26 protein-coding genes and 1 tRNA gene are annotated in these 23,152 nt (G+C 55.6%); 8 read left to right on the plus strand and 19 right to left on the minus strand.

Features of this window, described 5'->3' with window-relative positions; genetic code table 11:
* Positions 1 to 32: 32 nt before the first annotated feature.
* The 9 genes from JK199_RS05915 to JK199_RS05955 all read right to left on the minus strand — a co-directional run bounded on the left by JK199_RS05915 (position 33) and on the right by JK199_RS05955 (position 10,079).
* Complete coding sequence (locus tag JK199_RS05915) at positions 33 to 836, minus strand: DeoR/GlpR family DNA-binding transcription regulator (RefSeq protein ID WP_212374480.1); 804 nt, start codon at positions 834 to 836, stop codon at positions 33 to 35.
* A gap of 1 nt (position 837) precedes the next feature.
* On the minus strand, positions 838 to 2,727 hold the full coding sequence (gene recQ / locus JK199_RS05920) for a DNA helicase RecQ (RefSeq protein WP_212374482.1): 1,890 nt from the start codon (positions 2,725 to 2,727) through the stop codon (positions 838 to 840).
* Positions 2,728 to 2,733: 6 nt separating this feature from the next.
* Positions 2,734 to 3,111, minus strand: coding sequence for an OmpA family protein (locus JK199_RS05925; RefSeq protein WP_025826929.1), 378 nt, complete (start codon positions 3,109 to 3,111; stop codon positions 2,734 to 2,736).
* A 120-nt stretch (positions 3,112 to 3,231) separates the two neighbouring features.
* On the minus strand, positions 3,232 to 4,926 hold the full coding sequence (gene cydC, locus JK199_RS05930; protein ID WP_212374484.1) for a thiol reductant ABC exporter subunit CydC: 1,695 nt from the start codon (positions 4,924 to 4,926) through the stop codon (positions 3,232 to 3,234).
* Position 4,927: 1 nt separating this feature from the next.
* Positions 4,928 to 6,646: a thiol reductant ABC exporter subunit CydD gene (gene cydD, locus JK199_RS05935; protein WP_212374487.1), complete on the minus strand. Its 1,719-nt coding sequence runs from the start codon at positions 6,644 to 6,646 to the stop codon at positions 4,928 to 4,930.
* 130 nt (positions 6,647 to 6,776) lie between these two features.
* The gene (locus tag JK199_RS05940; protein WP_212374690.1) at positions 6,777 to 8,447 is read right to left on the minus strand and encodes a sensor histidine kinase; all 1,671 of its coding nucleotides are present in this window, start codon (positions 8,445 to 8,447) and stop codon (positions 6,777 to 6,779) included.
* A 106-nt stretch (positions 8,448 to 8,553) separates the two neighbouring features.
* Positions 8,554 to 8,709: a NepR family anti-sigma factor gene (locus JK199_RS05945; protein ID WP_256442288.1), complete on the minus strand. Its 156-nt coding sequence runs from the start codon at positions 8,707 to 8,709 to the stop codon at positions 8,554 to 8,556.
* A 141-nt stretch (positions 8,710 to 8,850) separates the two neighbouring features.
* Positions 8,851 to 9,423: a sigma-70 family RNA polymerase sigma factor gene (locus JK199_RS05950; protein WP_212374489.1), complete on the minus strand. Its 573-nt coding sequence runs from the start codon at positions 9,421 to 9,423 to the stop codon at positions 8,851 to 8,853.
* 98 nt (positions 9,424 to 9,521) lie between these two features.
* Positions 9,522 to 10,079 carry a sigma-70 family RNA polymerase sigma factor gene (locus JK199_RS05955; protein WP_244984951.1) on the minus strand — a complete coding sequence of 186 codons (558 nt, stop codon included), beginning with the start codon at positions 10,077 to 10,079 and terminating at the stop codon, positions 9,522 to 9,524.
* An 89-nt stretch (positions 10,080 to 10,168) separates the two neighbouring features.
* Here JK199_RS05955 and JK199_RS05960 point away from each other — a divergent pair, with 89 nt between their 5' ends.
* From JK199_RS05960 to JK199_RS05980, 5 genes are all read left to right on the plus strand, one after another.
* Complete coding sequence (locus tag JK199_RS05960; RefSeq protein WP_212353321.1) at positions 10,169 to 10,930, plus strand: response regulator; 762 nt, start codon at positions 10,169 to 10,171, stop codon at positions 10,928 to 10,930.
* A 44-nt stretch (positions 10,931 to 10,974) separates the two neighbouring features.
* Positions 10,975 to 12,795 carry an ABC-F family ATP-binding cassette domain-containing protein gene (locus JK199_RS05965; protein ID WP_212374491.1) on the plus strand — a complete coding sequence of 607 codons (1,821 nt, stop codon included), beginning with the start codon at positions 10,975 to 10,977 and terminating at the stop codon, positions 12,793 to 12,795.
* A gap of 55 nt (positions 12,796 to 12,850) precedes the next feature.
* Positions 12,851 to 12,925 (plus strand) — tRNA-Val (locus JK199_RS05970).
* Positions 12,926 to 13,330: 405 nt separating this feature from the next.
* Positions 13,331 to 13,921 (plus strand): acyl-homoserine-lactone synthase, encoded by a 591-nt coding sequence (locus tag JK199_RS05975; protein WP_086655165.1) that lies wholly within the window; start codon positions 13,331 to 13,333, stop codon positions 13,919 to 13,921.
* Between the two features lie 120 nt (positions 13,922 to 14,041).
* Positions 14,042 to 14,776, plus strand: a complete 735-nt coding sequence (locus JK199_RS05980) for a helix-turn-helix transcriptional regulator (protein ID WP_212374493.1) — start codon at positions 14,042 to 14,044, stop codon at positions 14,774 to 14,776.
* Here the strand turns inward: JK199_RS05980 and JK199_RS05985 are convergent.
* Complete coding sequence (locus JK199_RS05985) at positions 14,717 to 15,364, minus strand: hypothetical protein (protein WP_212374495.1); 648 nt, start codon at positions 15,362 to 15,364, stop codon at positions 14,717 to 14,719. The two genes, JK199_RS05980 and JK199_RS05985, sit on opposite strands and share 60 nt — an antisense overlap.
* Before the next feature lie 153 nt (positions 15,365 to 15,517).
* Between JK199_RS05985 and JK199_RS05990 the strand changes: the two genes are divergently transcribed.
* On the plus strand, positions 15,518 to 15,946 hold the full coding sequence (locus JK199_RS05990) for a hypothetical protein (RefSeq protein ID WP_212374497.1): 429 nt from the start codon (positions 15,518 to 15,520) through the stop codon (positions 15,944 to 15,946).
* 108 nt (positions 15,947 to 16,054) lie between these two features.
* Here the strand turns inward: JK199_RS05990 and JK199_RS05995 are convergent, their stop codons facing one another.
* Together JK199_RS05995 and JK199_RS06000 are read right to left on the minus strand one after the other, a co-directional pair.
* Positions 16,055 to 16,777, minus strand: a complete 723-nt coding sequence (locus JK199_RS05995) for a BRO-N domain-containing protein (RefSeq protein ID WP_212374499.1) — start codon at positions 16,775 to 16,777, stop codon at positions 16,055 to 16,057.
* Positions 16,774 to 17,148, minus strand: a complete 375-nt coding sequence (locus tag JK199_RS06000; protein ID WP_237590721.1) for a hypothetical protein — start codon at positions 17,146 to 17,148, stop codon at positions 16,774 to 16,776. Before JK199_RS06000 ends, JK199_RS05995 begins: the two co-directional genes overlap by 4 nt.
* A 421-nt stretch (positions 17,149 to 17,569) precedes the next feature.
* Here JK199_RS06000 and JK199_RS06005 point away from each other — a divergent pair, with 421 nt between their 5' ends.
* Both JK199_RS06005 and JK199_RS06010 read left to right on the plus strand, forming a co-directional pair.
* On the plus strand, positions 17,570 to 18,340 hold the full coding sequence (locus JK199_RS06005) for a hypothetical protein (protein ID WP_212374501.1): 771 nt from the start codon (positions 17,570 to 17,572) through the stop codon (positions 18,338 to 18,340).
* Positions 18,341 to 18,533: 193 nt separating this feature from the next.
* Entirely contained in the window at positions 18,534 to 18,950 is a 417-nt protein-coding gene (locus tag JK199_RS06010) for a hypothetical protein (RefSeq protein WP_212374503.1), read from the plus strand.
* Between the two features lie 78 nt (positions 18,951 to 19,028).
* On the opposite strand, the gene JK199_RS06015 is transcribed toward JK199_RS06010, so the two are convergent.
* The 7 genes from JK199_RS06015 to JK199_RS06045 form a co-directional block, all read right to left on the minus strand.
* Entirely contained in the window at positions 19,029 to 19,211 is a 183-nt protein-coding gene (locus JK199_RS06015; RefSeq protein WP_212374505.1) for a hypothetical protein, read from the minus strand.
* A gap of 45 nt (positions 19,212 to 19,256) precedes the next feature.
* On the minus strand, positions 19,257 to 19,604 hold the full coding sequence (locus tag JK199_RS06020; protein WP_237590722.1) for a hypothetical protein: 348 nt from the start codon (positions 19,602 to 19,604) through the stop codon (positions 19,257 to 19,259).
* Positions 19,605 to 19,689: 85 nt separating this feature from the next.
* A complete protein-coding gene (locus JK199_RS06025) occupies positions 19,690 to 19,923 on the minus strand; it encodes a hypothetical protein (RefSeq protein WP_212374507.1) in 234 nt (77 codons plus the stop codon).
* 33 nt (positions 19,924 to 19,956) lie between these two features.
* Positions 19,957 to 20,427, minus strand: a complete 471-nt coding sequence (locus tag JK199_RS06030) for a lysozyme (protein ID WP_212374509.1) — start codon at positions 20,425 to 20,427, stop codon at positions 19,957 to 19,959.
* A 66-nt stretch (positions 20,428 to 20,493) separates the two neighbouring features.
* Positions 20,494 to 20,709, minus strand: a complete 216-nt coding sequence (locus tag JK199_RS06035; RefSeq protein ID WP_212374511.1) for a hypothetical protein — start codon at positions 20,707 to 20,709, stop codon at positions 20,494 to 20,496.
* A gap of 30 nt (positions 20,710 to 20,739) precedes the next feature.
* Positions 20,740 to 21,537 (minus strand): hypothetical protein, encoded by a 798-nt coding sequence (locus JK199_RS06040; RefSeq protein ID WP_212374513.1) that lies wholly within the window; start codon positions 21,535 to 21,537, stop codon positions 20,740 to 20,742.
* Positions 21,537 to 23,150 carry a hypothetical protein gene (locus JK199_RS06045; protein ID WP_212374515.1) on the minus strand — a complete coding sequence of 538 codons (1,614 nt, stop codon included), beginning with the start codon at positions 23,148 to 23,150 and terminating at the stop codon, positions 21,537 to 21,539. The genes JK199_RS06040 and JK199_RS06045 overlap by 1 nt, the downstream gene beginning before the upstream one ends.
* Positions 23,151 to 23,152: the final 2 nt, after the last annotated feature.

Genomic DNA, 23,152 nt, shown 5'->3' on the forward strand with positions numbered 1-23,152 from the left:
AAAACAATGGCTTTAATGTGACGGAAACAGCCTCATAAGCTCTTTTTCGTTTTCCTTTCCGAAAATCCTGTTTCGTTTGCGATGTGCAAACTAACCCCTGCGTCTTTCAGAATAGTACGGATGCCTGAAGGAGGAGCCTGATCTGTATAGAACGCGCTGACTTCAGAAATATGCCCTACCCGCGCCATGGGTCTGCGCATAAATTTTGTATGATCAGCCAGCAGGAATACGGTGCGTGAGTTCCTGATAATCGCCTGCGCCGCGGCAATTTCATCCGCATCAAAATCAAGCAATGTGCCGTCTTCATCAATGCCGCTGATGCCGATTACCCCAAAATCAGCGCGGTACTGCTCAATCATCGCGGCAGCGGCTGGCCCCACAATCCCGCCATCCCGCAGTCTGACGGTGCCGCCTGTAATCACAAGGCTACATTCCGGTGCCGGGGTCAGCAAAGTCGCGACGTGAATATTATTGGTAATGACCCGCAACGCTCTGTGCGTCCTCAGAGAGCGGGCAAAGGCTTCAGTCGTCGTGCCGATATTGATAAACAGAGATGCGCCATCCGGAATGGCCGCCGCAGCCCGTTCCCCAATGGCGTCTTTCTGGGAGAGGTTCAGAATCTGGCGGTCTGAATAGGCAATATTTTCTGCAAATGTGAGGGCACTGGCCCCCCCATGATGCCGTGCCACAATCCCTTCGGCCGCCATGCTGTTGACGTCGCGCCGGACGGTCTGCACGGTCACATGCAGGGTTTTTGCCAGATCCTCATTGGCGACATACCCCTGCTGCTGCACAAATTGCAGAATCAGGGCGCGTCTTTCCTCTACGGAGGCCATGTCAGACTCCCTGCGCGGTTTTCAGCACCGCCAGAACCGCTTCTCCATAACGTTCCAGCTTCGAGCGCCCAACGCCTTTTACTTCTCCGAGTTCCGCAAGAGATGCCGGTGTTTGCTGAGCGATGTCGCGCAGGGCAGAATCATGGAAAATCACATAAGGCGGAATTTCCTGTTCCCGTGCTTCTTCCAGTCGCCAGCGGCGCAGAGCCGCAAACAAAGCCTGCTTCTCTTCCGGTAAATCAGCCAGCGTTTCCGGGGGCCGTGCCCGGCCAGCCGCTTTTTCCAGCTCCTGCGTGGCATCCGCCCGCAGACTGACAGTCTCTTCCCCGCGCAGAATGGGCCGCGCGACGTCCTGATTAAGCGCAAGCCCGCTATACTGCCCTTCACTCCGCAAAGCGCCGCGCGCAATAAGCTGCCGTCCGACCCCACGCCAGAACTGTTCGCTCTTGTCTTTCCCGATCCCCCAGACAGAGAGGGTCTCGTGATGATTACGCTCAACAGCCTCGTTCGTTTTGCCACGCAAAACGGCAATGATATGCAGTGCGCCGAATTTCTGTCCTGTGCGATAAACTGTGGAGAGAAATTTTCTGGCTGCATCCGTGCCATCAAACGTCACGACGGGATAACGGCAGTTATCGCAATGGCCACACGGCCCTTCCAGCGTTTCCCCAAAACAGTGCAGCAGAGCGCGTGTGCGGCAGCCAGTTGTCTCGGTTAGCGCGATCATTGCTTCCAGACGGCTACGCATAATACGTTTTTCGCTGTCCGGCGCGCTGGACTGATCAAGCCAGTAACGCGCCCGCGCCATATCTTCCCCGCCATAGAGCAGCACTGTTTCAGACGGCAGGCCATCCCGCCCTGCCCGCCCGATCTGCTGATAATAGGCCTCTGGTGAGCCCGGCATATCAAGGTGAATGACTGCGCGAACGTCGGGGCGGTCAATCCCCATCCCGAACGCGACGGTGGCGACAATAACGATTGGCTCCCCGGACCGGAACCGCAGCAAAGCTGCTCGTTTTTCAATCGGGGAAAGCCCTGCGTGAAATGCCAGAGCTGTCCAGCCTTTATCCCGCAGCGCCGCAGCAATCCGCTCTGTCCGGGCGCGGCTACCACAATAGACAATGCAGGCTTCGTCTCTGTGCCGTTCAAGAACGGATGTGAGTTGCCGCATTTCCGAGGCTTTGGGCAAAGCCGCGATATTGAGGTTGGAACGGTGGAAGCTGGAGACCAGAACTTCAGCGTCCGGCATGTCCAGTGCGGTAAGAATATCTTCGCGGGTGCGCTCATCCGCTGTGGCGGTCAGAGCGATCCGGGGGACGTTCGGAAAGTGTTTGGGGAGAGACGCCAGCGCACGATATTCCGGGCGGAACTCATGGCCCCACGCAGAAATACAATGCGCTTCATCAATTGCAATAATAGAAACAGGCTGCCGTGTCAGCCGTTCCAGCGTGCCGGGGGAAAGCAGCCGTTCGGGCGACACATATAACAGATCAACGCGCCCGGCAGCCAGATCAGACCGGATTTTTGCGGCTTCATCGCCTTCCAGTTCAGAATGAAGGGCGGCGGCGTTGATGCCGACCTGCCGCAAGCCCGCGACCTGATCATCCATCAGGGCAATCAGCGGAGAAATGACCAGCCCCATCCCCGGTCGGCACAGAGCTGGCACCTGATAACAAATGCTTTTACCGCCGCCTGTGGGCATCAGGACCAGTGCGTCACGGCCCTTCATGACGCACGCGACGGCCTGCCCCTGCAAGCTCCGAAAATCAGGAAAACCAAAAACGGCGTGCAGGACGTCTTTCGGGCTGGTTCCTACAAACCGGTCACGCCCCCCGGTATCCCGCAACAGAGCAGGAGCCGGAGGTATTCTGTCGGTCTGCGTTTCACTCATAGAAAATCAGGGGCTGACCAGCTCAATTTCCACGCGACGCGCGCCCACTGTCATGCCTTCTCCGCTGCTTGGTGCGCGCGGGGTCTGGCGAATGCGGTCACCAGAGACACCGTCTTCATGCAGGGTTTCCGCCACCAGCTTCGCGCGCTGGATAGCAATCAGGGCATCGGCGGACAGGTCCCCGCCAGCGGCCGCGTAGCCTTCAACCTGCACAATGCTGCCGGGATGGTTCTGGGCTTTGCGCGCGGCTTCCGCAATGACGTTGCGGGCTGTGTCATTCAGTTCCACGGACTGATTGGAAAAGAAGACAACATATTTGCGTGCAGGCTGGGACGCGCACGCAGCAAGGACGGAAAGGCCGAGAAGAGGCAGCAGACGGCGCATAGATGTATCTCCAATAGAGCAAAAAAATGCTCACAGTAATTTTTTAAATCTGCCTGCAAAACAGTGCGGACGCCAACTTTTTTCGCGCCCCGCTCAGGCTATGGCCGCATAATCTATGGCTCAGGCGGCAGCAGCTGTCGCGAGACCGCCCGAAAGACGCCAGATCCGGTCCAGAGTTTCCACGCCGGTCAGCCGGTGCGCGATCAGAATGACTGTGCGGCCTTCTGTGACGGTATTGAGCGTACGAAGGAACTCCTGCTCTGTCTGCGCATCCAGTCCGGTAGCTGGCTCGTCCAGAATCAGAATCGGAGCCTGCGTCAGAAGGGTGCGGGCGAGTGCGATGCGTCGCCCCTGCCCGCCAGACAGCTTGATGCCGCCTTCACCAAGCCACGTGTCCAGCCCGTCCGGCAGCGTCTTCACCACGTCCGCTACAGCAGCGTCTTCAAGTGCTTTCCACAGATCGTCTTCTGTCGCATCGGGGCGACCAAGAAGCAGATTGGCCCGGATGCTGTCGTCAAACAGATGCGTAGCCTGAGATAACCACGCCATGCGCCGCCGCAGGGAGTCCGCGCGGATATGGGAAATATCTTCTCCGCCAAGCGTGATACTGCCTGCTTCCGGCGTGGCAGCCTTGAGCAGGAGAGCCGCAAGGCTGGATTTGCCAACCCCTGACGGGCCAAGGATGGCAATACGTGCGCCCGCGGGAATATCTAGCGTTAACCCATCAAACACGAGCGGACGATCGGGCGCCCAGCGAAACTTTACACCGTCAAGACGAATATCGGTTCCCGCCGGAGCCTCAGTCTGCGCCTCGCTCTGTTTGCTGTCCGGGGTATGGGCAGCGACTTCCACCACGCGCTGCGCCGCAGCCCCCATCACGCCTGCCTGCAAGCCTGCCCGCGTCAGTGTTGCGGCACTCTCAAAAGACGCAACCGTCAGGAAGAGACTGCCGACTACGGCCAGCGGGGAAAGATGGAGAGCAAACACACCGGCAGCAGCAAGAAGCACCAGAAAGATTGCTGCCTGCCCGCACAGAAAAGCGGAGGCGTTGGCATACGCGGCCCGTCGCGCAAGTCGCATCTGGCCAGCGAGCAGAGCGGCGTCATCAGCCTGCACATGCGAGAGAATACGCCCTTCTGCACCAAAAGCACGGATTTCCCGTAAGCCACCTACCAGATCCAGTACGCCAATACGCAGGGCCGCGAGGTTTTTCCCCAGACGCTCCCCTTCTGCCCGGCCGGAGCGGGCAATCAGGTAAGGTACCCCAAACGCCGAACAGGCAAAGAGCACACCTACCGCCACGCCCAGCACAATGTTCTGGCGGCCCAGTTGAACGACCAGAATGGGCAGCGTCAGGCACGCACAGGCAAAGGGAACAAAAATACGCAGATACAGCCCATCCAGCGTACCAATGTCCGACACAAGGCGTGAGAGCATATCGCCTGCCCGCCGGAACCCGAGACCCGCTGCCGCGCCCTGTGCCAGAGAATGGAAAAACCAGACACGCAGGTCCGCCAGCGCACGGAACATGGCATCATGCGCAAAAAGCCGTTCTGCATAGCGCAGAACAACCCGGCCACCGCCGACCCAGCGCAACAGAGCAGTAGTGATCACCACCTCACCCAGAACGCTGCTGGCCAGACGGAGCCCCGAAGCCTGCATCAGCACAAGGCCCAGACAAAGGGCAATCAGAGCCAGCATGACGCCAATAATTAGCCGTGGAGCCTGTCTGCGCCAGAGGCCCAGAATACGCAGAACGGCCTGACAATCAGTCAGAGCGGGCGTGCTGGCTTCTTTCTGGTCGGATATGTTCATCTCACGCAGCTCCCTGCCGTGTCACAACCCGCCCCAGATTAAGGTCCACACGCCGACCGTTAAACATATGCACAGCAGCGGAATGTGTGGCGAGTACAACAGTCCGGCGCAAGGCCAGACGTTGCAGGCTTTCAAAAACGCTTTTTTCTGTTGCGGGGTCCAGATGGGCCGTTGGTTCATCCAGCAGCAGGATGGGGGCGTTTTTCAGATAGGCGCGTGCAATTGCAATCCGCTGCGCCTGCCCACCGGACAGACCAAAGCCCCCTTCTCCAATCCGCGTTTCCAGACCATCCGGCAGAGACGGCAGGAACTGGTCAACCGCCGCGGCTTTGACCGCAGCCATAAGATCAGCGTCATCCGCATCAGGGCGGGCGAACAGAATGTTCTCTTTCAGCGTGCCTGCAAACAGAACAGGTTTCTGACCGATCCATGAAATCATCCGGGACAAGGCATCCGGAACAATGCTGTCCAGCGGCGCTCCGTTCAGGCGCACGCTTCCGCTATCAGGCTGAATAAAGCCCAGCAGGAGTTCCATGATCGTCGATTTGCCGGAACCAGACGGACCAGCGAGAATAAGCGTTTCTCCGGCGGGCACGGTAAAGCTCACATGGTCCAGCGCAGGCCCGCGTGCCGGGTCCCAGGTGAAGCTGACGTCTTCGAGAGAAATCATGACACCTGAGGCATTGACCGTCCGGGCACCGTCTGGTGAGGGGCGCGGCAGAGCTTCAGGCAGGTCCAGAATGGCCGTTGCAGCCCCCTGCGCATGCGCACGGTCCTGATACGCCAGAGCCAGCGCACGCAGAGGCGCAAAAAATTCCGGAATGAGCAGCAAAACAAACAGGCCGCTTGTCAGCGTGTATGTCAGAGCAGGAGACGCTCCGTTAGCAAGCAGCAGCGCCTGCCTGCCATCCATGACAGCGACCAGAACCAGAGCGACGACCATGGCGCAGTCAATGGAGGCGGAGGACAGAAATGCGACGCGAAGAATCTTCATGGTGCGCTGTCGAAGCTCTTCGGCGGCCTGCCCCAGTCGTTGCGTTTCATCCTCGGCACGGCCTGCCAGAACAATGGTGGCAATGCCCTTCACGCGGTCCAGAAAGCGGGCCTGAAGGCGCGTCATAGCCAGAAACTGATTGCGGGACGCAACGGCGGCCCCAATGCCAAACACAGCCTGCCCAAACGGGACTGTTGCGCCACACAGCCCGAGCACCAGAGCGGCGCGCGGCTGAATAAACGCGACAGGCAGCAAAATCAGGATAGGCGCAGCAATCCAGAGGGCGGACGCCGGAACCCAGCGGGCAAAAAAACCATCCAGTGCTTCCACACGATCCACGGCGATCGTCGCCAGTTCTCCGCTATGAGTCTTACGGAGCAGCGCCGGACCTCCTGTCAGGATTGAGGTCAGAACCTCCCCGCGCAATCTGCGGCGGGCGTCTATTCCGGCTTTTGCGGCAGATGTGTCACTCAATGCCATAATAAGGGCACGAAGGAGCGCTAGCCCGGCAAAGGCGAAAACAGGCCATACAGGCAGGTTTGACGCAGGCACCCCCGGAACAAGACCCATGAGGGCGTGCCCGAGAACGGTTGCCACACACCATGCCTGCCCGACACCCAGCAGACTGGATAGCAGCCCAAAAATTATCACAGGCCGCGCTGCCTGACGCCCCAGACGCGACTGTGTCCGCGTCCAGCCGCGTATCGCTGCTTTGTCACCACTCATAGACAGGCATTTATACCGGACGGGCGATCACGCAAACACCTAACGACGCCGCTCCCTACTGCGGGCAGAGCATAGCGCCCATACCGGGGTGTAGGGACCTGCTCTGTTTTTTCGTTGAAAATTGATTTTTTCACTCGCTGATCAACGGAAACACAAATCTATAGATGGTCCCGTTTTCCCCGTTTCTGAAGAGCTGGGCGTTAAGCTGCCTTGCAAAGCCGCGGATCAGTTTTCTGCCAATCCCCTGCCGTTCGCCCGGTGTCTCATCCTCAAAATCACATCCGATTCCATTATCCGCGATTGTGAGGGTGACAATGCCGTCCATCAGGCGGAGTTCAACCGAAATGGTCCCGCGTCGCCCGTCCGGGAAAGCATATTTTATGGAGTTTGTGACAATTTCGGTCATGATCAGCGCCAGAGGCACGGCCTGATCCGGGTTCATCCGGAAATCATCCGATTCAACTCTGAGGGTAATCCGGTCAGTCTCTCCCTCTCCGGCCACATGCAGCGTCTGTTCACACAGTTCTCTCAGAAAGCTGGCCATATCCAGACTATCAAGCCGGTCTTCCGCGTAGAGTGTTTTATGCAGGGTCGCCAAAGCCCGGACCCTGTCTCGCGCAAGAGCAAATTCCGCCCGCACTTCGGGGTGAGAAATCCGGCTGGCCTGCAAATTGAGCAACGAGGCCACAATCTGGAGGTTGTTTTTCACACGATGATGAATTTCGCGCATCAGAAGTTCCTGATGTGCCATGGCCTTGTTCAGGCGTGCCTCGTGTCGGCTCAGTCTGCGTGTCGCGCGGGTAAAAGCCTGCCCGAGGCGTTGCAGTTCCAGCGGCATGGAGCGGGTAATGCGGGCGTCAAAGACCCCTTCCATCTGCCATTTCTGCACGGAATAGGTCAGGCGGCGCAGGGGCATAACCAGAACAATATTTGCAGCCAGTGTGACCCCGATCAGGCCAGCCACCAGAAGAATCATCAGCGCCGAGATTTCCAGCACCATAGTCCGCAGGGCATCTGCCTCCCGCGGTGTTCGCTGCGTGACAACCAGGATGTCCGCTCCGCCCGCAATGGCCCCTAAAGCATATCCCCCCTCAGACGTGGGCATGGAAACTATTGACCCTTCGCTGGCATCAAGTTTCCGTTGTAGCTGATGCACCATAGCCGGTGCCGGTGGAGCCCATCGGCAGTCCGTGCAGACAGAAGACAGCGATCCGTCCTGATTGATCAGCCAGGCCTGTAAGGGGTTGCTTTCATCGGAGAAAGCCTGCCACCCGGCACTGTTGGCCAGATAAGCGGCTTTTCGGGAAAGCTGTAATATGCCAACCAGATAGCCTCGGGTTTCGGGAATTGAAAGAAAGATGGCCGGAACGGTAATGCGGAGGAAGGATCCTTTGGAATCCGGGTTTCCATCTTCCTGCACTGCTTCCAGAAGCGTTCCCTGAAAAGAGGGGGGCGGCTCTGTAATACCCATATTCTGGCAACTGCTGCCCGGCGGTGTGATGGTCTGGATCACCCGTCCGTCACTATCAAGCACGCCCATAAAACAATAGCGCTGGCCGCTCATGGTCTCCGCCAGTCGGAGAGCGTGACCAATCTGCTCAGGGGTCAGTCCCATCCCGCCGATTGTTTCAAGCGCGCTGCGCAGACGGTCCGTATCATGGCGAAACTGGAGATCAAGACGTGCAATGGCTATAGCGGCGCGCTGTGCGCTGCCAACCATCAGCTCGTTATAATTATGAAGGGCCAGAATGGTGCTGACCGCCAGAACCGGGATACCCGAAAGGCAGATCAGTACGCGCATCCGCGCGCTGGTGGTTGCGAAAATATGGCCGAACCCTGAGAGCAGCGAGAGAAAGGCGTAACGGAGTGAGTGCCATCGTCGCCCTCCCCTGCGCTGCTGCTCAGAGTTATTCTCCGCGATCTTCTTCAATCAGCCTCAGCAATTCTTCAGGGATGGGCTCATTCGCCACGTCATCAAAAAGCTGATGCAGCCCGCGTTTCAACCAGAGATCAAACGCCTGATCAGACGTTTTCTCTGGTTTTTCTCGTGGCTTTTTATCCATGGTCTTGCCCATCTGGCGGCATTGTAACACCCGGCCGGATGGTAAGGTCACATCGTCCGCGTAAATCATCATCTGACATGCCCAAGCCCGCTCAGTCTCTTCCACTTCTCTCTGTGGGGTCAGACCCACATTATCCTGTTGTCAGACAGCTCTGGAAGAGTCCTGGCTGTCCTGCTGGCTCAGCTTGCGGCGCAATGTCGCGGCCTGCGCTTTAAGGCGTTCATTCCCCACATGCTCTTCACCCAGCATCCAGGCTTCAAGCTGGCGTCTTGCACGGAATACACGACTTTTGGCGGTCCCGACAGCGCATCCCGCAACCTCAGCCAGTTCCTGATAGCTCATTCCTTCGAGCACACCCAGAACAAGAGCTTCCCGCTGGTCGTCTGGCAGCCGTGCAAGGGCTGCATCCAGATCTTTCAGAACAATCCGGTCCTCATGAGGCGCGTTGGTCGCCAGAAAGGATGCGGGCATATCATCAATATCTGTCGTGTCACGCTTTTTGCGGAGATCGGAAATAAAGCGGTTCCGCAGAATACGATGCATCCATGCGGCAAAATTAGTACCCGGCGCAAAGCTGTTCTGAGCGGCCAGAGCGTTGCAAACGGCGTCCTGCACCAGATCTTCCGCTGCTGCGCGATTGCGCGTGAGTGCGAGAGCCTGAACGCGCAGTTTAGGGAGGATAGCGATAACCTGATCGTGGAATGACTGTGTCATGATCTTTGTCCCTGCCTTTTTGCTTATCTTGCAGGGTGAATGAACGGCAGCAGGAAAAGGTTACATGTTTTTTTGAAAAAAATTTCGTCAATCGTTTTTTAGCAGGCGGCGGAAGGCTCTTCAGGCGCATCCGGGGCTTCCAGCAGGACCTGAAGCTGTGCCCGTGCGCGGGAGACGCGTACTTTCATCGTGCCAACCGTCACGCCGCACACCATGGCCGCATCCTCGTAGGACATTTCCTGTGCGCCAATCAGCACCAGCGCTTCACGTAGCAAGGGGGAGAGTGTCCACAAAAAATGATCCAGCTCCCGGATGGTCTCGCGTTCCTGCGTGGGGGAGCGGCTTTGTGTTACTCTGTCGGGGCTGGAGGCATAATCATTCAGGATTTCTTTTTCCCGCGTGTTCCGGCGTGTCTGCTCCAGAAAAAAATTTCTCAGAATGGAGAAAAGCCACGCCCTCAGGTTGGTGCCGGGCTCAAACTGCTCGGCCTTGCTAAGCGCACGCACGAGGGTTTCTTGCACCAGATCATCCGCCAGAGCGGTATCTCTTGCCAGAAAACGAGAAAATGCACGCAGCGACGGAACTAACGCTAACAGCTCTGTGCGAGAGAACGATGTCGTGGCAACATTGTCAGAATGTTGTCGGTTGCCAATCAGAACACTTCCCCTTTTCTGCAAACAATGACACATGTCATCGTTACGGTCGTGCTTTATCTAAGCCCTACTCCATGCGAAGGAGCCTTGTCATGCCAGAGTCGCTGCGCAGCGCTTTAATTCAGGCGTTACCCTACGGCAGGCGTTATGCCCGCGCACTGACAGGGAGCCAGCCCCGTGGAGATCTTCTTGTCGCGGAAAGTCTGCGGACGCTCACAACAAGCCGCCCCACAGATGACCTGCCTTCTCTTTGCAGGCTTTATCAGGCGATTTCCAGACATTTCGCGGCGCAGCCTGAGAATGATGGCCCGGAGCACGGACTTTCTGTAAAGCAGCGCCAGCTTCTTCTGCTGACGACGCTGGAAGAAGTCTCACTCGATATGGCGGCCAGAATTGTCGAACTCCCGGCTCAGGATGCCTCTGAAGAGCTTGAAAAGGCCCACGCCTACCTCAAGACCGGTATTCAGACATCCGTGCTGATTATTGAGGACGAGCCGATTATCGCCATGGATATTGAAGATCTTGTTCTGCAATGCGGGCACAGGATTGCCGGAGTGGCCCATACACAGGCTGATGCCATTCGTCTGGCGCAGGAAACACGCCCCGGTCTGATTCTGGCGGATATCAATCTTGGTGCAGGTGGGGATGGCATGCGCGCCGTGGCGGAAATCACCAAAACCCATTCCGCGCCGGTTATTTACGTTACGGCGTATCCTGAGCGCCTGCTGACGGGAGAGACGTCCGAGCCGAGCTTCGTCATTACCAAGCCTTTTGAACCCCTCACACTCGCTGTTGCGACCTATCAGGCTGTCAGCAATCAGGCTCTTTCCCGCGCAAAGGGAACTGTTGCGTAAGATAGCCTCTTGCGCCCGCACCCACTCTGCCACAGAAACAGGGAATGGCTCCCCCTCTCCTTCTCCTTCAGGACATTACTCTCACGCTTGGTGGAAATCCTCTGCTTGATAAGGCAGGTTTTTCCGTATCAGCCGGAGAGAGGCTTTGTCTGGTCGGCCGTAACGGGTCCGGCAAATCAACCCTTCTGAAAATTGCAGCAGGCGTTATTCAGCCTGATTCCGGGACACTGTTTCTACAGCCCGGTGCCAGTCTGCGTTATCTGCCGCAGGAGCCGGATCTTTCCGGCTATGCTACAACGGCAGACTATGTACTGGCGCAGATTACGGACCCATCTTCAGAATGGCGCGCTGCGGCCATGCTGGATGCGCTTGGGCTGACCGGAAAAGAAAATCCGGCCACAGTCTCCGGTGGGGAAGCGCGGCGTTGTGCGATTGCCGGAGCACTGGCCTCTGCGCCAGATATTCTGCTGCTGGATGAGCCGACCAACCATCTGGACATGCCCACCATTGAGTGGCTGGAGCGCGAACTTCTCAGCCTGAACTGTGCCATGGTTATTATCAGCCATGACAGGCGGCTGCTTTCCACCCTCTCCCGCTCAGTTGTCTGGCTAGATCGCGGCATGACCCGGCGTCTTGATCAGGGCTTCAGTCGTTTTGAAGCATGGCGAGAAGAAGTGCTCGAGCAGGAAGAGCGCGACGCCCATAAACTCGACCGCCAGATCGCGCGGGAAGAAGACTGGATGCGGTATGGCGTAACAGCCCGCCGGAAGCGGAATGTGCGCCGTGTAGGGGAACTGGCGGCGCTGCGGGCAGCCCGACGAGACGCCGTGCGTGTACAGGGGAGCGTCACGCTTACGGCACAGAGTGCCTCGACCTCCAGCCGGCTTGTTGCTGTTGCAGAAAATATCAGCAAATCATGGGGGGAGCGCTGCATTGTCCGGGATCTGGACCTGCGTGTGCTCCGGGGAGACAGGCTTGCCATTGTCGGCGCGAATGGCGCAGGCAAAACTACCTTGCTGCGTCTTCTGGTCGGGCAGGATCAGCCGGACAGTGGCACAATTGCTCTTGGGCCATCCCTTTCAATGGTCACACTGGACCAGCAGCGCCGTACCCTGGACCCTGATAAAACGCTTGCCGACACCCTGACCGGCGGTGGTGGTGACATGGTTCAGGTTGGCACTGAGAAGCGCCATGTCATCGGCTATATGAAGGATTTCCTTTTCAAGCCGGAACAGGCTCGGACCCCTGTTGGTGTTCTGTCTGGTGGAGAGCGCGGACGGCTGATGCTGGCCTGTGCGCTGGCGCAGCCCTCCAACCTTCTGGTTCTGGATGAACCAACAAACGATCTGGATCTGGAAACGCTCGACCTGCTTCAGGAAATGCTGGCAAGCTATGATGGCACAGTGCTTCTGGTTAGCCATGATCGTGATTTTCTGGACCGTGTTGCGACCTCTGTCCTGACCACGGACGGCGACGGCATCTGGACCGATTATGCCGGTGGCTACAGTGACATGCTGATCCAGAAGAACGGCGCAGTGGAAGAAGCCCTGTCTTCCGAAAAGCCCGTTGTGCGTGTTTCACCGTCCAAGGAAACAGCGGGTACGAACCGCTCAAACGCGAAAAAGCTGAGTTATAAAGACCAGTTTGCACTGGATAATCTTCCAAAAGAGATGGAAAAGCTGGAGCGTGAGGCTGAAACCCTGCGCACCAGACTGGCAGATTCCGGTCTCTACAGCCGCGATCCAAAACTGTTCCAGAAATACAGTGCTGACCTTCAGAAGATTGAGGAGAAACTCGTTGAATCTGAAGAAAAATGGCTTGAGCTGGAGATGAAGCGGGAAAGTCTGGCAGCCGGAGAAAATTAATTCTTTTCCCGTCTTGCCAAGCCCGCAGGGCTCGGCTAATAGGAACCCACAAACCGGGTGCGTAGCTCAGCGGTAGAGCATCGCCTTCACACGGCGGGGGTCACAGGTTCAATCCCTGTCGCACCCACCACGATAAACAGCAGTTTTCTGCGGGTTTTGCGTGGTTTCCGGTTCTTTCCCCTTTTTCAGATTTCGTCAAAATTGTACGGATTGCACCCCCTTTGGGCTGTCTTGCACGTGCAAAATCCGTGCAATGATTTTGCCGTTGCTGAGACGTTTTTGCCGAGCTGAAGAGCCTTCATGGCTTCCGGTGTCTCATGTTGTTGGTGAAGGTATTGGTGGAGGCTACGTGGCTGCATTGCGTGCCATGACAGAGTGCGGTCGTAATCGCTTGCCTGATGCACACAGTCTAAATTTTTAAGTATTTGTCGCGAAGTGACGAAGCACAACCATAAGATTCTATATTGATTTCGATATATTTATAAAATCTTAAAAAAATAAGATTTCTAGCTCTGCCAACTTAGGGAGAGCCAGCATGTTGAAAGTATTCACTTACTCAGAAAAAATGAGGAATTATCGTTCTTATGAAAATATGGTGCATGCTCGTGCAAATATTTTCCATAAGCGCATGAACTGGGATGTGGTGGTCGAGCGTGAGCGGGAGGAAGACGATTATGACAGGGAGCACAATCCGCTCTACATCGTGGCCGAAAGGCCGGATGGGTCACACGTTACGTCAATGAGGCTGCTGCCCACTACCGGGCCGACAATGCTCAGAGACATATTTTACAAATTTTTTCCCGGCTGTCCGGATATCTACGCCTCCAACATTTGGGAAGCGACGCGCTACTGCGCGACGTTCAAAAAAGGCGATAGCCTGGCATACACGGGTGAGCTTTTTGTCAGGCTCTCAGAAATCTGCCTTGGGTCAGGTATCGATATCGTGACCGGCGTTTTTTTCAATCCAATGCTGCGTGTGCTCAATAAATCCGGCTGGGCGCCGACACCTGTTATGACCTCAGAATATGAGGGTGCGCCGATTACGCTCGGAACCTCTGAGATCTCTGAACGCCGGATGCATGACATAGCGCGGCGCTATGCTCTGGAGAACGCTGCACGTGCCTGAATGGGTTTCCGAATTGTATTTTCTAATCTAACCTCTCCGTTCGCGTAAAATATTTTCAACACGGTTAAGGTGCTTCTCGCCTGTTATGGCTGGGCAAGCACCGGAACGGAGGCCTTGAGTATGGACTATGAAGAAAACAGGCCATATTCGATGGATAGCGCTATCCTACAAGAAATAGAGACTTTTTCCCGAAAAGAAAGTTTCTTATCCACGTTCGACAAGATCAGGGAAGTGTTCCCTATACGGAATATTTCATACGTATTTCTTTCGGCGCATCCAAATATCAAAGCAGAAGATTCATTTATCAGCACTCATAGTACTGCATGGCAAAAATTTTACTATGAGCAGAATTTTGTGCAGCATGACCCGGCGGTGAAGGCCGCTTTCAACAGTATCCTGCCGGTGAACTGGAAAGACCTGGAATGCAAATCTGCTAAAGAAAAGCAGGTGATGAACCTCTTTCGGGAATACGAGCCTTCCAGTTCCGGCATCACATTGCCATTGAGAGGTTTGAGGGGAGAGTTGGGAATCCTGACGATCACGGCTCAGGAGGCTCATCTGATAGAGAACAAGGCAAACTACTCCCGGCTGTTTTCTCAGGTAGGTACCTACATTCACGAATGGTTTTCCAGACAGGCCGGTTTGCGTGACGAGATCTCCGCTCCCAGTCTGTCGTTCCGGGAAAAGCAGTGTCTGGCGCTTTATGCTGACGGACATATGGGAGTGAAGGTGGCGGAAAAGCTGGGCGTATCTGAGGCGGCTGTGCGCCTGTATCTGACTTCAGCACGCTTTAAGTTACAGACGCAAACGACGTGCGGTGCCGTCGCCCGGGCCATAAGGCTGGGTGTTATATAGGGCAAGCCGCTCGATGTTCTCGTTCAGATAATCAAGCATGCGCTCCTTTATCTCCACGATGTTCAGTCCGCCGGTTGTGTGAGAAAACTCCAGAAAACTGCCTATATTGAGGATTTTCACACCACAGATATGCGGCTCCGGATCATAGATATCGAGCAGGGCCGCCCCTACCCCTGTATCGTAAATCAGGCCTGCCAGCGCATAACCAAGGCAGGCTTCTGGTCCATTTTCCAGCGTGGGCATGCTGGGTAGCGCGGGCGCTATAGTCGTCTCGGTCTTTTTTAAGCCTGCCATTCCCGCACAGTATGCCAGCACTCTGAACAGATCTGAAAAATGCAGACGCTCTTCAGTCCTCAGGATCTTTAACAAGGTTTTTGTTGCATCGTTTCCGAGGAGTGCAGCGTAATGAGAGTTATAGCTTAACTCCTCAATCAGATAGCATCTGTATCGTTCTCTATCACGACAGATGGCGGCCTCTGTATTGTATATTTTTCCGAGGTTATTATCGATATCATCCCCCAAAATAGACTTAATTATTACAGCTATTCTTATTATTTGTTTGCTAATAATTACATCTATGTTTTCCATGAGCACACACCTTTCCTGGAACGAAAAATGTATCTGCACATGGCAGCGGGCGCACCCTATGAGGATTGCTATATTGAAATTGATATAAATTTGTGTGGCCGGCCCATTAAGTGTTAATTTTCGGTAAATTATTCATCAGGGCTGAGGCATAAAATGCGTTCCAGAAGCGTCCATATTATTCCACAGAGCGATACCCGGAGCTTGGATGGTTTTGTTGCCGGTTTAGAGAGCCTCATAAAAAATCACGTCAAAGACCATTACGATATTGAAAATTTACATATAAGCCTGTCTCTGGATCAGGAAGAAACTCCCCTTTCCCGTGCTGGAAACTTAAAGATTTCTTTCAAAATGAAGGAGCCAATAATTTTAGAACGACCTCTTTCCGTGGTTTACTGCAATGGGTTTTGGTACGGCACCGTTGTTCTGCCAGAGCAACCGAGAAGCATTGTGATAAAGCGAAGCGACGAGAGTTCCTTCCTAAACGAATATTTAGATTCGTTGCTATCAGAAATATCATCTGCGCTGGATTTTATTGCGGGCCATCTGGATTGGAGCATTCCGCCAAAAGACAGGTTTGACTAGCGGAAGGAGGCCCTGCCTTTTTGCTCTCAGTATAGAAGGTCGCGCTATGGGCTGCCTTGCAGGGGGCAAAATCAGCCAGTTTGCCCCCTGCCCTGCCCTGCCCTGCTCTCACACGCCGGAGAATCGCTCCTGTTGCTCCGGGTGTGTGGCGTAGGTGATAACGGTGGCGTTCTGCCCGTCCGGGGCCGGGATGACCTCTGAATCCACCATATGCAGTTTGCGGCGGCGGGCCTCTATCGGGGTTTCCCCTTTGCGTGGGCGGCCTCCCAACGCGCCATTATGCCGGGAGGCGATGATTTTGGCTGTTGAGGGTGGCCGGTCTGGGCCGGGGTCCAGAACCGGCATGTCCAGCGTGGCTTCCATCAGAATCCGCACGCCCTGCTTGCGGGGCATGGGGAATGGCAGGCCGCAGTTCTGCCATTCCTGATACGCTGCGGCCTCCCCTACTGCATCCCACAGGCACAGCACGCGGGCGAAGCGGCTGAACCATTCTGCCTTGCTGGTGGGCAGTGCATAGCTGCCCGTTTTGCGGATGGAGGGCAGGACTTCCGCTGTAACCCACTTGCGGAAGCGTTTAGCCTCGGCCTTTCGGCTGGTGAGAATGAGGGTGTAAAGGCCGCTTTCGTTGATGATGCTTGCATCCTGCTGACCGCCAAGGGTCTCAATAGTATTGACCCCCTTTTCATCATTATCGAGCCGTCTGGCCGCCATCGTCGGATTTCCAATTTCCAACACGTCACACACATCGGCCAGCACAAACCACGGCTCTCCCTCACGGGTCAGCACCCGCACGGCGTGCTCTTCAAAGCTGAATGGGATTACGGTGCTCATGCTGCTTTCTCCCGCACCAGGTCTCGGGCTAACGAGAGGACAAGCTGCGTCTCTCCGTCCATTTCGCTATGGCGCAGATGCTCAGGCAAAAGTGCGAGTATGATTTCGGCCTTCAGGCGCTGACCTTGTGGAGTGAGGGCGGGAATGGCCGCCAGTTCTTCCAGACGGTCACATTCTTCCAGCACCAACGCATCAAAGCAGGCCTCGTAAGCATCGGCTTCCGGCGTGTTGCAGGCTGGCTCAGGCTGGTTGCTCATTGTGCGCACAGCCGAATACGCAGCCTGAAACCGCTGATGACTGGCAAACAGCCGCGCATCATCCAGCTGGGCAGCGGCTACGGCTGGCGTGACAGCCAGCAAAGGTGCAGCCATGATTCCGGTAAGCACACAACGGCGTTGTGTGGTAGATAAGGCATTAGCCTTGGGCATGGGGTTCACTCCCTGCTTGAGGTTAGACCGAGGAAGAAGGGCCAAATCTTCAGCCTCGGTCGCAATGGTGTATCACTGCATCACTATTGTCTGCAATGCTATTTTTGGTGTATGTGATCTGCATGGCAGTGAACCCAGAAACCACCGTGCGTAAATTAGTCTCGTTGCCCAAAGAGGTAGCAAAAGAGATTGAAGATTATCGCTTCGAGAACCGTATTAAGACGGAATCTGAAGCTATCCGGCGGCTTATTAAGTTGGGGTTGGAGCAGGAATATAGAAAAAAATAATATTTCTTAATATTATTTTTTCTATAGCGGAATATCTTGAACTTCTAGAAATATTTGAAAATTTTTTCTGTATTTTTATGATAGTTTATAATATTTTGATATTTACCTTTGAACCGACTGAAAACTCGGAGAAGAGTATTTATTATGAAAATAATACTATGAATGATCTTATAAACTGCTTCTCGGTGATCCATATGCCTCAGATGCAAGTAGTTAGCGTAGATGCATGTACAGCAGCACGTGCGACCATACGGGCGGCAGAAATTCAAGCAAAAGCCGCTAGGAGTGCGGGCCTCGAAACTCTGTTCGCCGGCACTCTCGCTTTTTTAGCTTCTATAGTAGCCACGTTGTTAACCTACAAAATCGCTAGCGCAGAGTCGAAACGGGTCGAAAAAAATCGCGCAATCATAAGCAAAGCATATGTTATCGCACTACATGCTTTAATTTTTAATGTTCTAGAAGAAGCCAAAGGGCTTGTCAGATTTCTTCAGGAATTGTCTCAGCAAGGAGAATTAAGAGATACAAACGGAGTTTTAATTAATCAGACTTTTTTAGATCTACGCTTCCACAGAGCTATGCGTGATGCTCTCGCTTTGAATCGGTCAGACGACCTTTCGAAACTACCCGATACTGCCATAATAAACGCAGTTGGCGCTAAGTTGGCCGTGGATCAAAATATTGAATTATACACGTCTATAGAAAGTTTTTTAAATAACGAAGCTAAGAATCCAAGGAGCGAAAATTACTCAGAAATTAGATCGCTTTGTTTGCGTTATGATACAGAAATTAATGAAAACATACAAATAATATATAAATTATATACATTATTAATTCCCAATAGAGCGTAGATTATTTTATTTGAGGTTATGATTTTGGGAGATTGAGATTAAAAGTTTTCTCTTCTTGTATATGCTGCCTGCAAAAAATATAAAAACGGGTCCCGGATTTTTTCACAATTTGGACATACTCTCTTGTCGTTCCGGGAATGGACTGCAATTTTTAGGAATAACTCCTGACTTAATTACTTACTGGAAAGATAGCATGGCAAAATTTATCATTGTGAAAGTTTATGACGGCGCAGAATATGACGCTCGTGAACGAGGTTTTTCATGGGCACTTCAATCATCGAGTTTGTATATTTACACGCCAACCAGAGAAATCGCTGAAAATATGGCAAAAGATGTTTTGCCGTCTGCCACTTTGCTTAAAGCTATGCTAAAAACAAATACATATACTTATAGAAAAACGACTATGAATCTTTGTTTTGGAAATGGAGCGGAAGCCTGTGGTTCTCTTCCGGCAAAAAGCTTCACTGGCAATATCCTGCTTTGTTACTCGAGTCCCAACGACACTGATTGGCTATTGAAACGGGCTCCCAATGCTAATTTTTGCCTTCTTCCAAAACTTGCTTCAGAAGCAGAGGCTTGGAAGAAGCTACATCATCCCAAAATTATTTGAGCAGAAGTGAGCGTACGAGAGAAATTGTCATCAGTCCAATATTGCATGGTGCGGGCCGCGCAGTAGCAGCCCAAAAAATTAGTCAGCCTTAATTGCGGCATTCGCGGCATCCAACTGCCGCTCCGCGAACGTCCACTCAGCATCTGTCGGAGCGCGCCTCTCCTTAATCGGGGCCAGCAGCGCTTTAATATCGGCCACAATCATCGGGCCATTCTGGATCAGCGCTTCCACGGCGGAAATGGCAATCTGGGTATAGTTCATCGGTCAGTTTTCCTCAGTGTGTTGCAGTTTGGGTGATGGGTGGGGTCAGGATGCAGGTACCAGCGTCCGCGCCGCGTTCAGTGCGTCCTGCGCCGCTTCCACAGCGGCCTCCCCTAGAGGGTCACCTTTGCGGGCGGCTTCATCCAGCGGTTTGATTTGCTCATAGGCCTTCTGGAAGGCGGGCTTCAGCTTCGCCACCACAGCCGGGTCTGCTGCCGGGTTCTTTTCATAGGCCGCTGCAAGCTGGGCTGCCGCGGCAAAGGAAAGGCTGAGGCCATAAACAGCCTGCTGGCGTTGCACGGTCTGGCCTGTGCCACAGGCGGTCAGGGCCAGCGGCAGGAGCAGGGCAAGCATCAGGGCAGCGGCTTTGTGCCGCAGGAAAGAAAGCTTCATGGTCATATCCCAATAAAAAAGCCGCCTCAGAGGGCGGCAAGAGAAAGGAGCGGACTACTATTCCGCCCCCCTAAAAGCTGAAAAATCAGGCGGGCTTGCCGTCAGCATCGGAAGCGTTGGTCGCGTGGCCCTTGTTCTGCGCCACGCTGTTGACCAGCGCATACAGCTTCATCCAGCGGGAACCTTCAGCCGGACGCGGCCAGAACCGGGCCAGCAGAGCGCACAGCGCCACCAGAAAGGTGCCAACAGTCACAAGGTCGCCCGCATACTGCGCGGGCAGCATCGGCAGAACCGATGCCAGAAGAGATTGCCAGTCCATGGCATTTCCTTTTTCAGTAGAGAGTTGATGGCGTCAGGGCACAGGCAGACCGGCCCACACCAGCCATTCAGCATGTCGCCTCTTGGTCAGGCCCGGAGAGGTGACCAGTTCGCCGTCTTTGTGCATGTGGTTCCAGAGCAGGAGCTGGTTCCGGGCCACAGCCCCCTGCCCTGCATTCAGCTTCACCAGCAGGGTGGACTCGGCCAGCGCCGACAACCCCAGATTGAAAGCAAAATCCAGCAATGCCGCTTCCTGTCCGGTGGTCAGGCTCACACGCGCCAGCTTGCGTATTTCAGGCTGGAGCCCCCGGAGTGCCGTCAGAAGCAGATTGTCTGCCTCAGCCGCCGTAATGGGGGCTGTGCGGCCACATACGGCGGCCCCGTTGGCCAGCCAGCGGCTGCCATAGCCGATGGTCCAGTAACCGGCCGGGCATACGTAAGGCCGAAGGCACAGCCCTTCAAACCGCCGGGCCAGACTGGCGGCGATAAGGATCGGATCATCCATTCAGTTTTCCAGATACAAAAAAGGCCGCGTCATGCGCGGCCGTGGGTGGACGAGTTTTTCAGGTTGTCAGTGTCCCAGACTATGCAGGGCCGTCACAATCCCGCTGCCAAGCGCGCTCCCCAGAATGGTCAGGCCCCCATTGACGACGGCCCGTGTGGTGCTGAGCCGTCTGACCAGCGCAGTCAGGTCAGAAATCCCTTTCCGCAGCCCGTCAAACTGCCCATCAACATCCGCCTGATAGGCGAGAAATTCCGGGCGGGTGATCATGTTAGAGTCAGACATACTCGCTGTCCTTCGGCATAAAAAAGCGGCTCAGAGCCGCTCGGTGATTGTGAACGTTGTCTGCTGCCGCAGCGCAGCCCCGTAGGGATTGCTGAGGTCTCCGCGCTGGATGCGGCCATACAGGGTCCGCATGTTCAGCGTGGGTGGGTCCGCATCCGGGTCCGGGATAAACAGGACGTTGGTGCCGGTAGCGGCCATATAGGCGATCTGCTCCAGAACCGGGATGTCAGCCAGATCCAGAGACTCATGATCCACCACAGCCTTGCGTCGCATCCAGCCGGGGGAGACAAACTCAGCCCCGGCCATGCCGGTATTGACCGTCTGCCCGGTGTCCATCCCGGTGGTGGATTTGGTGCTCATATTGCGCACCGGCTGCCAGATCGGACCGACATAGGCCAGTGCAATGGCAATATAGCTCTCCGCCACTGTGCCGTTTGCGTTGACCGCAATCAGCACCGTATCCGCCATGACTGGAGCCGGAGCCACATGCACCGCCTGCGCGGGACCAATCCCGCTCAGGGTGGTCAGGCTCCCCTCCCACCAGTGAACGGTATTGCCTGCCAGTTTGGCCGAGATCTGTACGGTTGCGCCCTGACCCATATTGGTGCGGCCAACAAAAAACGCCTGCACAGACTGGGGGGCTGACCACGTCGCCTGAAACCACGCGGTTTTATTGGTATCCCCCACGGACCAGAACGCGGCCGTGTTGTTGCCCTGATCTGTCGCCACCTGACTGACAGCAAACTGTGGCAGCCCATAGTAGGATGCAGATCCTGTCAGGCTGGCCGTTTTGAGCAGGTTGCTCAGGCCAAATGCACAGTTTGCCATCAGACCAGCACCGTAAAGGTAATTTCACCCGGGCTTGAGCCGCGATAGGATTCGCCTACCACCAGTCCGCCGATGCCGTTGCGCAGACCATCCACATTGGCAAACAGCATCATCTCGGAGCCTATCCTGTAATCAGAGATCCGGGCGAACGGGATGGTCACGTAAAACAGCCGCCTGTCCGGATACGTCCAGAGCTTATTGATGGCATCCGCGACCACCTGCGCCGCTGCAGCAGTCTGGAAGGCCGTCAGCACATCCGGTGGGCTGACAACCTCCAGTGTCGGCGCATCCGTACCGACCGTAACGGCAGACCGTTCAGATCCGAGCGTCGCGCTGATAGCTTTGGGGCTCACATTGTTGCCGCTCAGCACGGTATAATTGCGGGCATAGGTGCAGCGCCCGCAGGTAAATGGCAGAGCCAGTTCAGATGGCAGATCCGTCTGCCGGATCTCAATCACCTCATCCGGCCGCACAGCCAGCTTGCCCCAGAGCGAGGGAACCAGCGTCAGGAAGGTTGGCGTGATGCCAATCAGCCGCAGCGTGCCGTCCCGGTCATAGGTCAGCTTGCGCAGGGTGCCCTGCAACAGCGTCGTGATCATATCGGCCCCGGTGTAGCTGCTGCTGCCATCCCAGTAGGCCCCGGCATCACTCGCCACGGCGCTGCCTGCCGCTGCATCAAATGGGTCTGCCCAGTCCGAGGCGATTGTGGCGGCCGGGATGCCGATATCCTGCACCAGCATCTGCCGCACCAGATCATGCAGGCGGGAAACATGCGTGCCATCCGGAAACAGCCCGGTGGCGCTGATGGTTATGGTATAGACCGGCGTGCCACCCAGCCGGATGAACGTGCCCCGGCTCCCCGTCTCGACCACATAATGCCCGGCCGCCGGATCTGTGCTGGTGATGTCCGAGACCATCCCGCCATAGGACCAGCTGCCTGCCGTGGAACTGCCGGACCACGCCCCCGGCACGCCGCCTTCAAATACGGTTAGATTGGGGATTGAGGTACCGGAAACATTGGAAATCTGAACAGGCGCATCAGAAATCTGATAGATCTGGTTGACGCTATCCACACAGACCGGCGTCATGCCGGCGGCAAAGCCCCGCAGCTTTGGCTTGGCCTTCCCCGTTAGCGTTGTGCCCCCTTCCACCCCGCCTGTGCCGGCATAGGTTTTCAGAGGCAGTGCCCGGCTCAGCGCTGCCGGGCCGGAGAGCGTCAGGGTGCCCTGTGTTGCCCCTGTCCGCCATGAGGCGGCGCTGCCGGAAAACAGCGGCACACAGGCAGAGGCATCCGGGTCCATCCACCAGCCCCGGCCCGGATCATACGTGCGCAGGCCCGTACGCAGTGCAATGTCGGCCGTGTGGTTTTTGACATTACACGCATCCGCTACCCCCGGCGCCAGATTAACGGTCAGTTGCCCGAATGTCTGGGTCAGGCCAGTGCCGGACAGGGTGATATCCAGCTCCCGGTCCATGTCCGGACACGCCGATAAATACGGCGGATACGGAATATGCGCCGTGGTATCCACATACCCGGTATCAGACAGATAGGTGGTCGTGCGGGAGGCCGCCGGCCCGAAAGCCAGCGACCCCAGAAAGCAACGCTGTTGCATGG

Source organism: Acetobacter persici (assembly GCF_018256955.1).
GTDB classification, from domain to species: domain Bacteria; phylum Pseudomonadota; class Alphaproteobacteria; order Acetobacterales; family Acetobacteraceae; genus Acetobacter; species Acetobacter persici.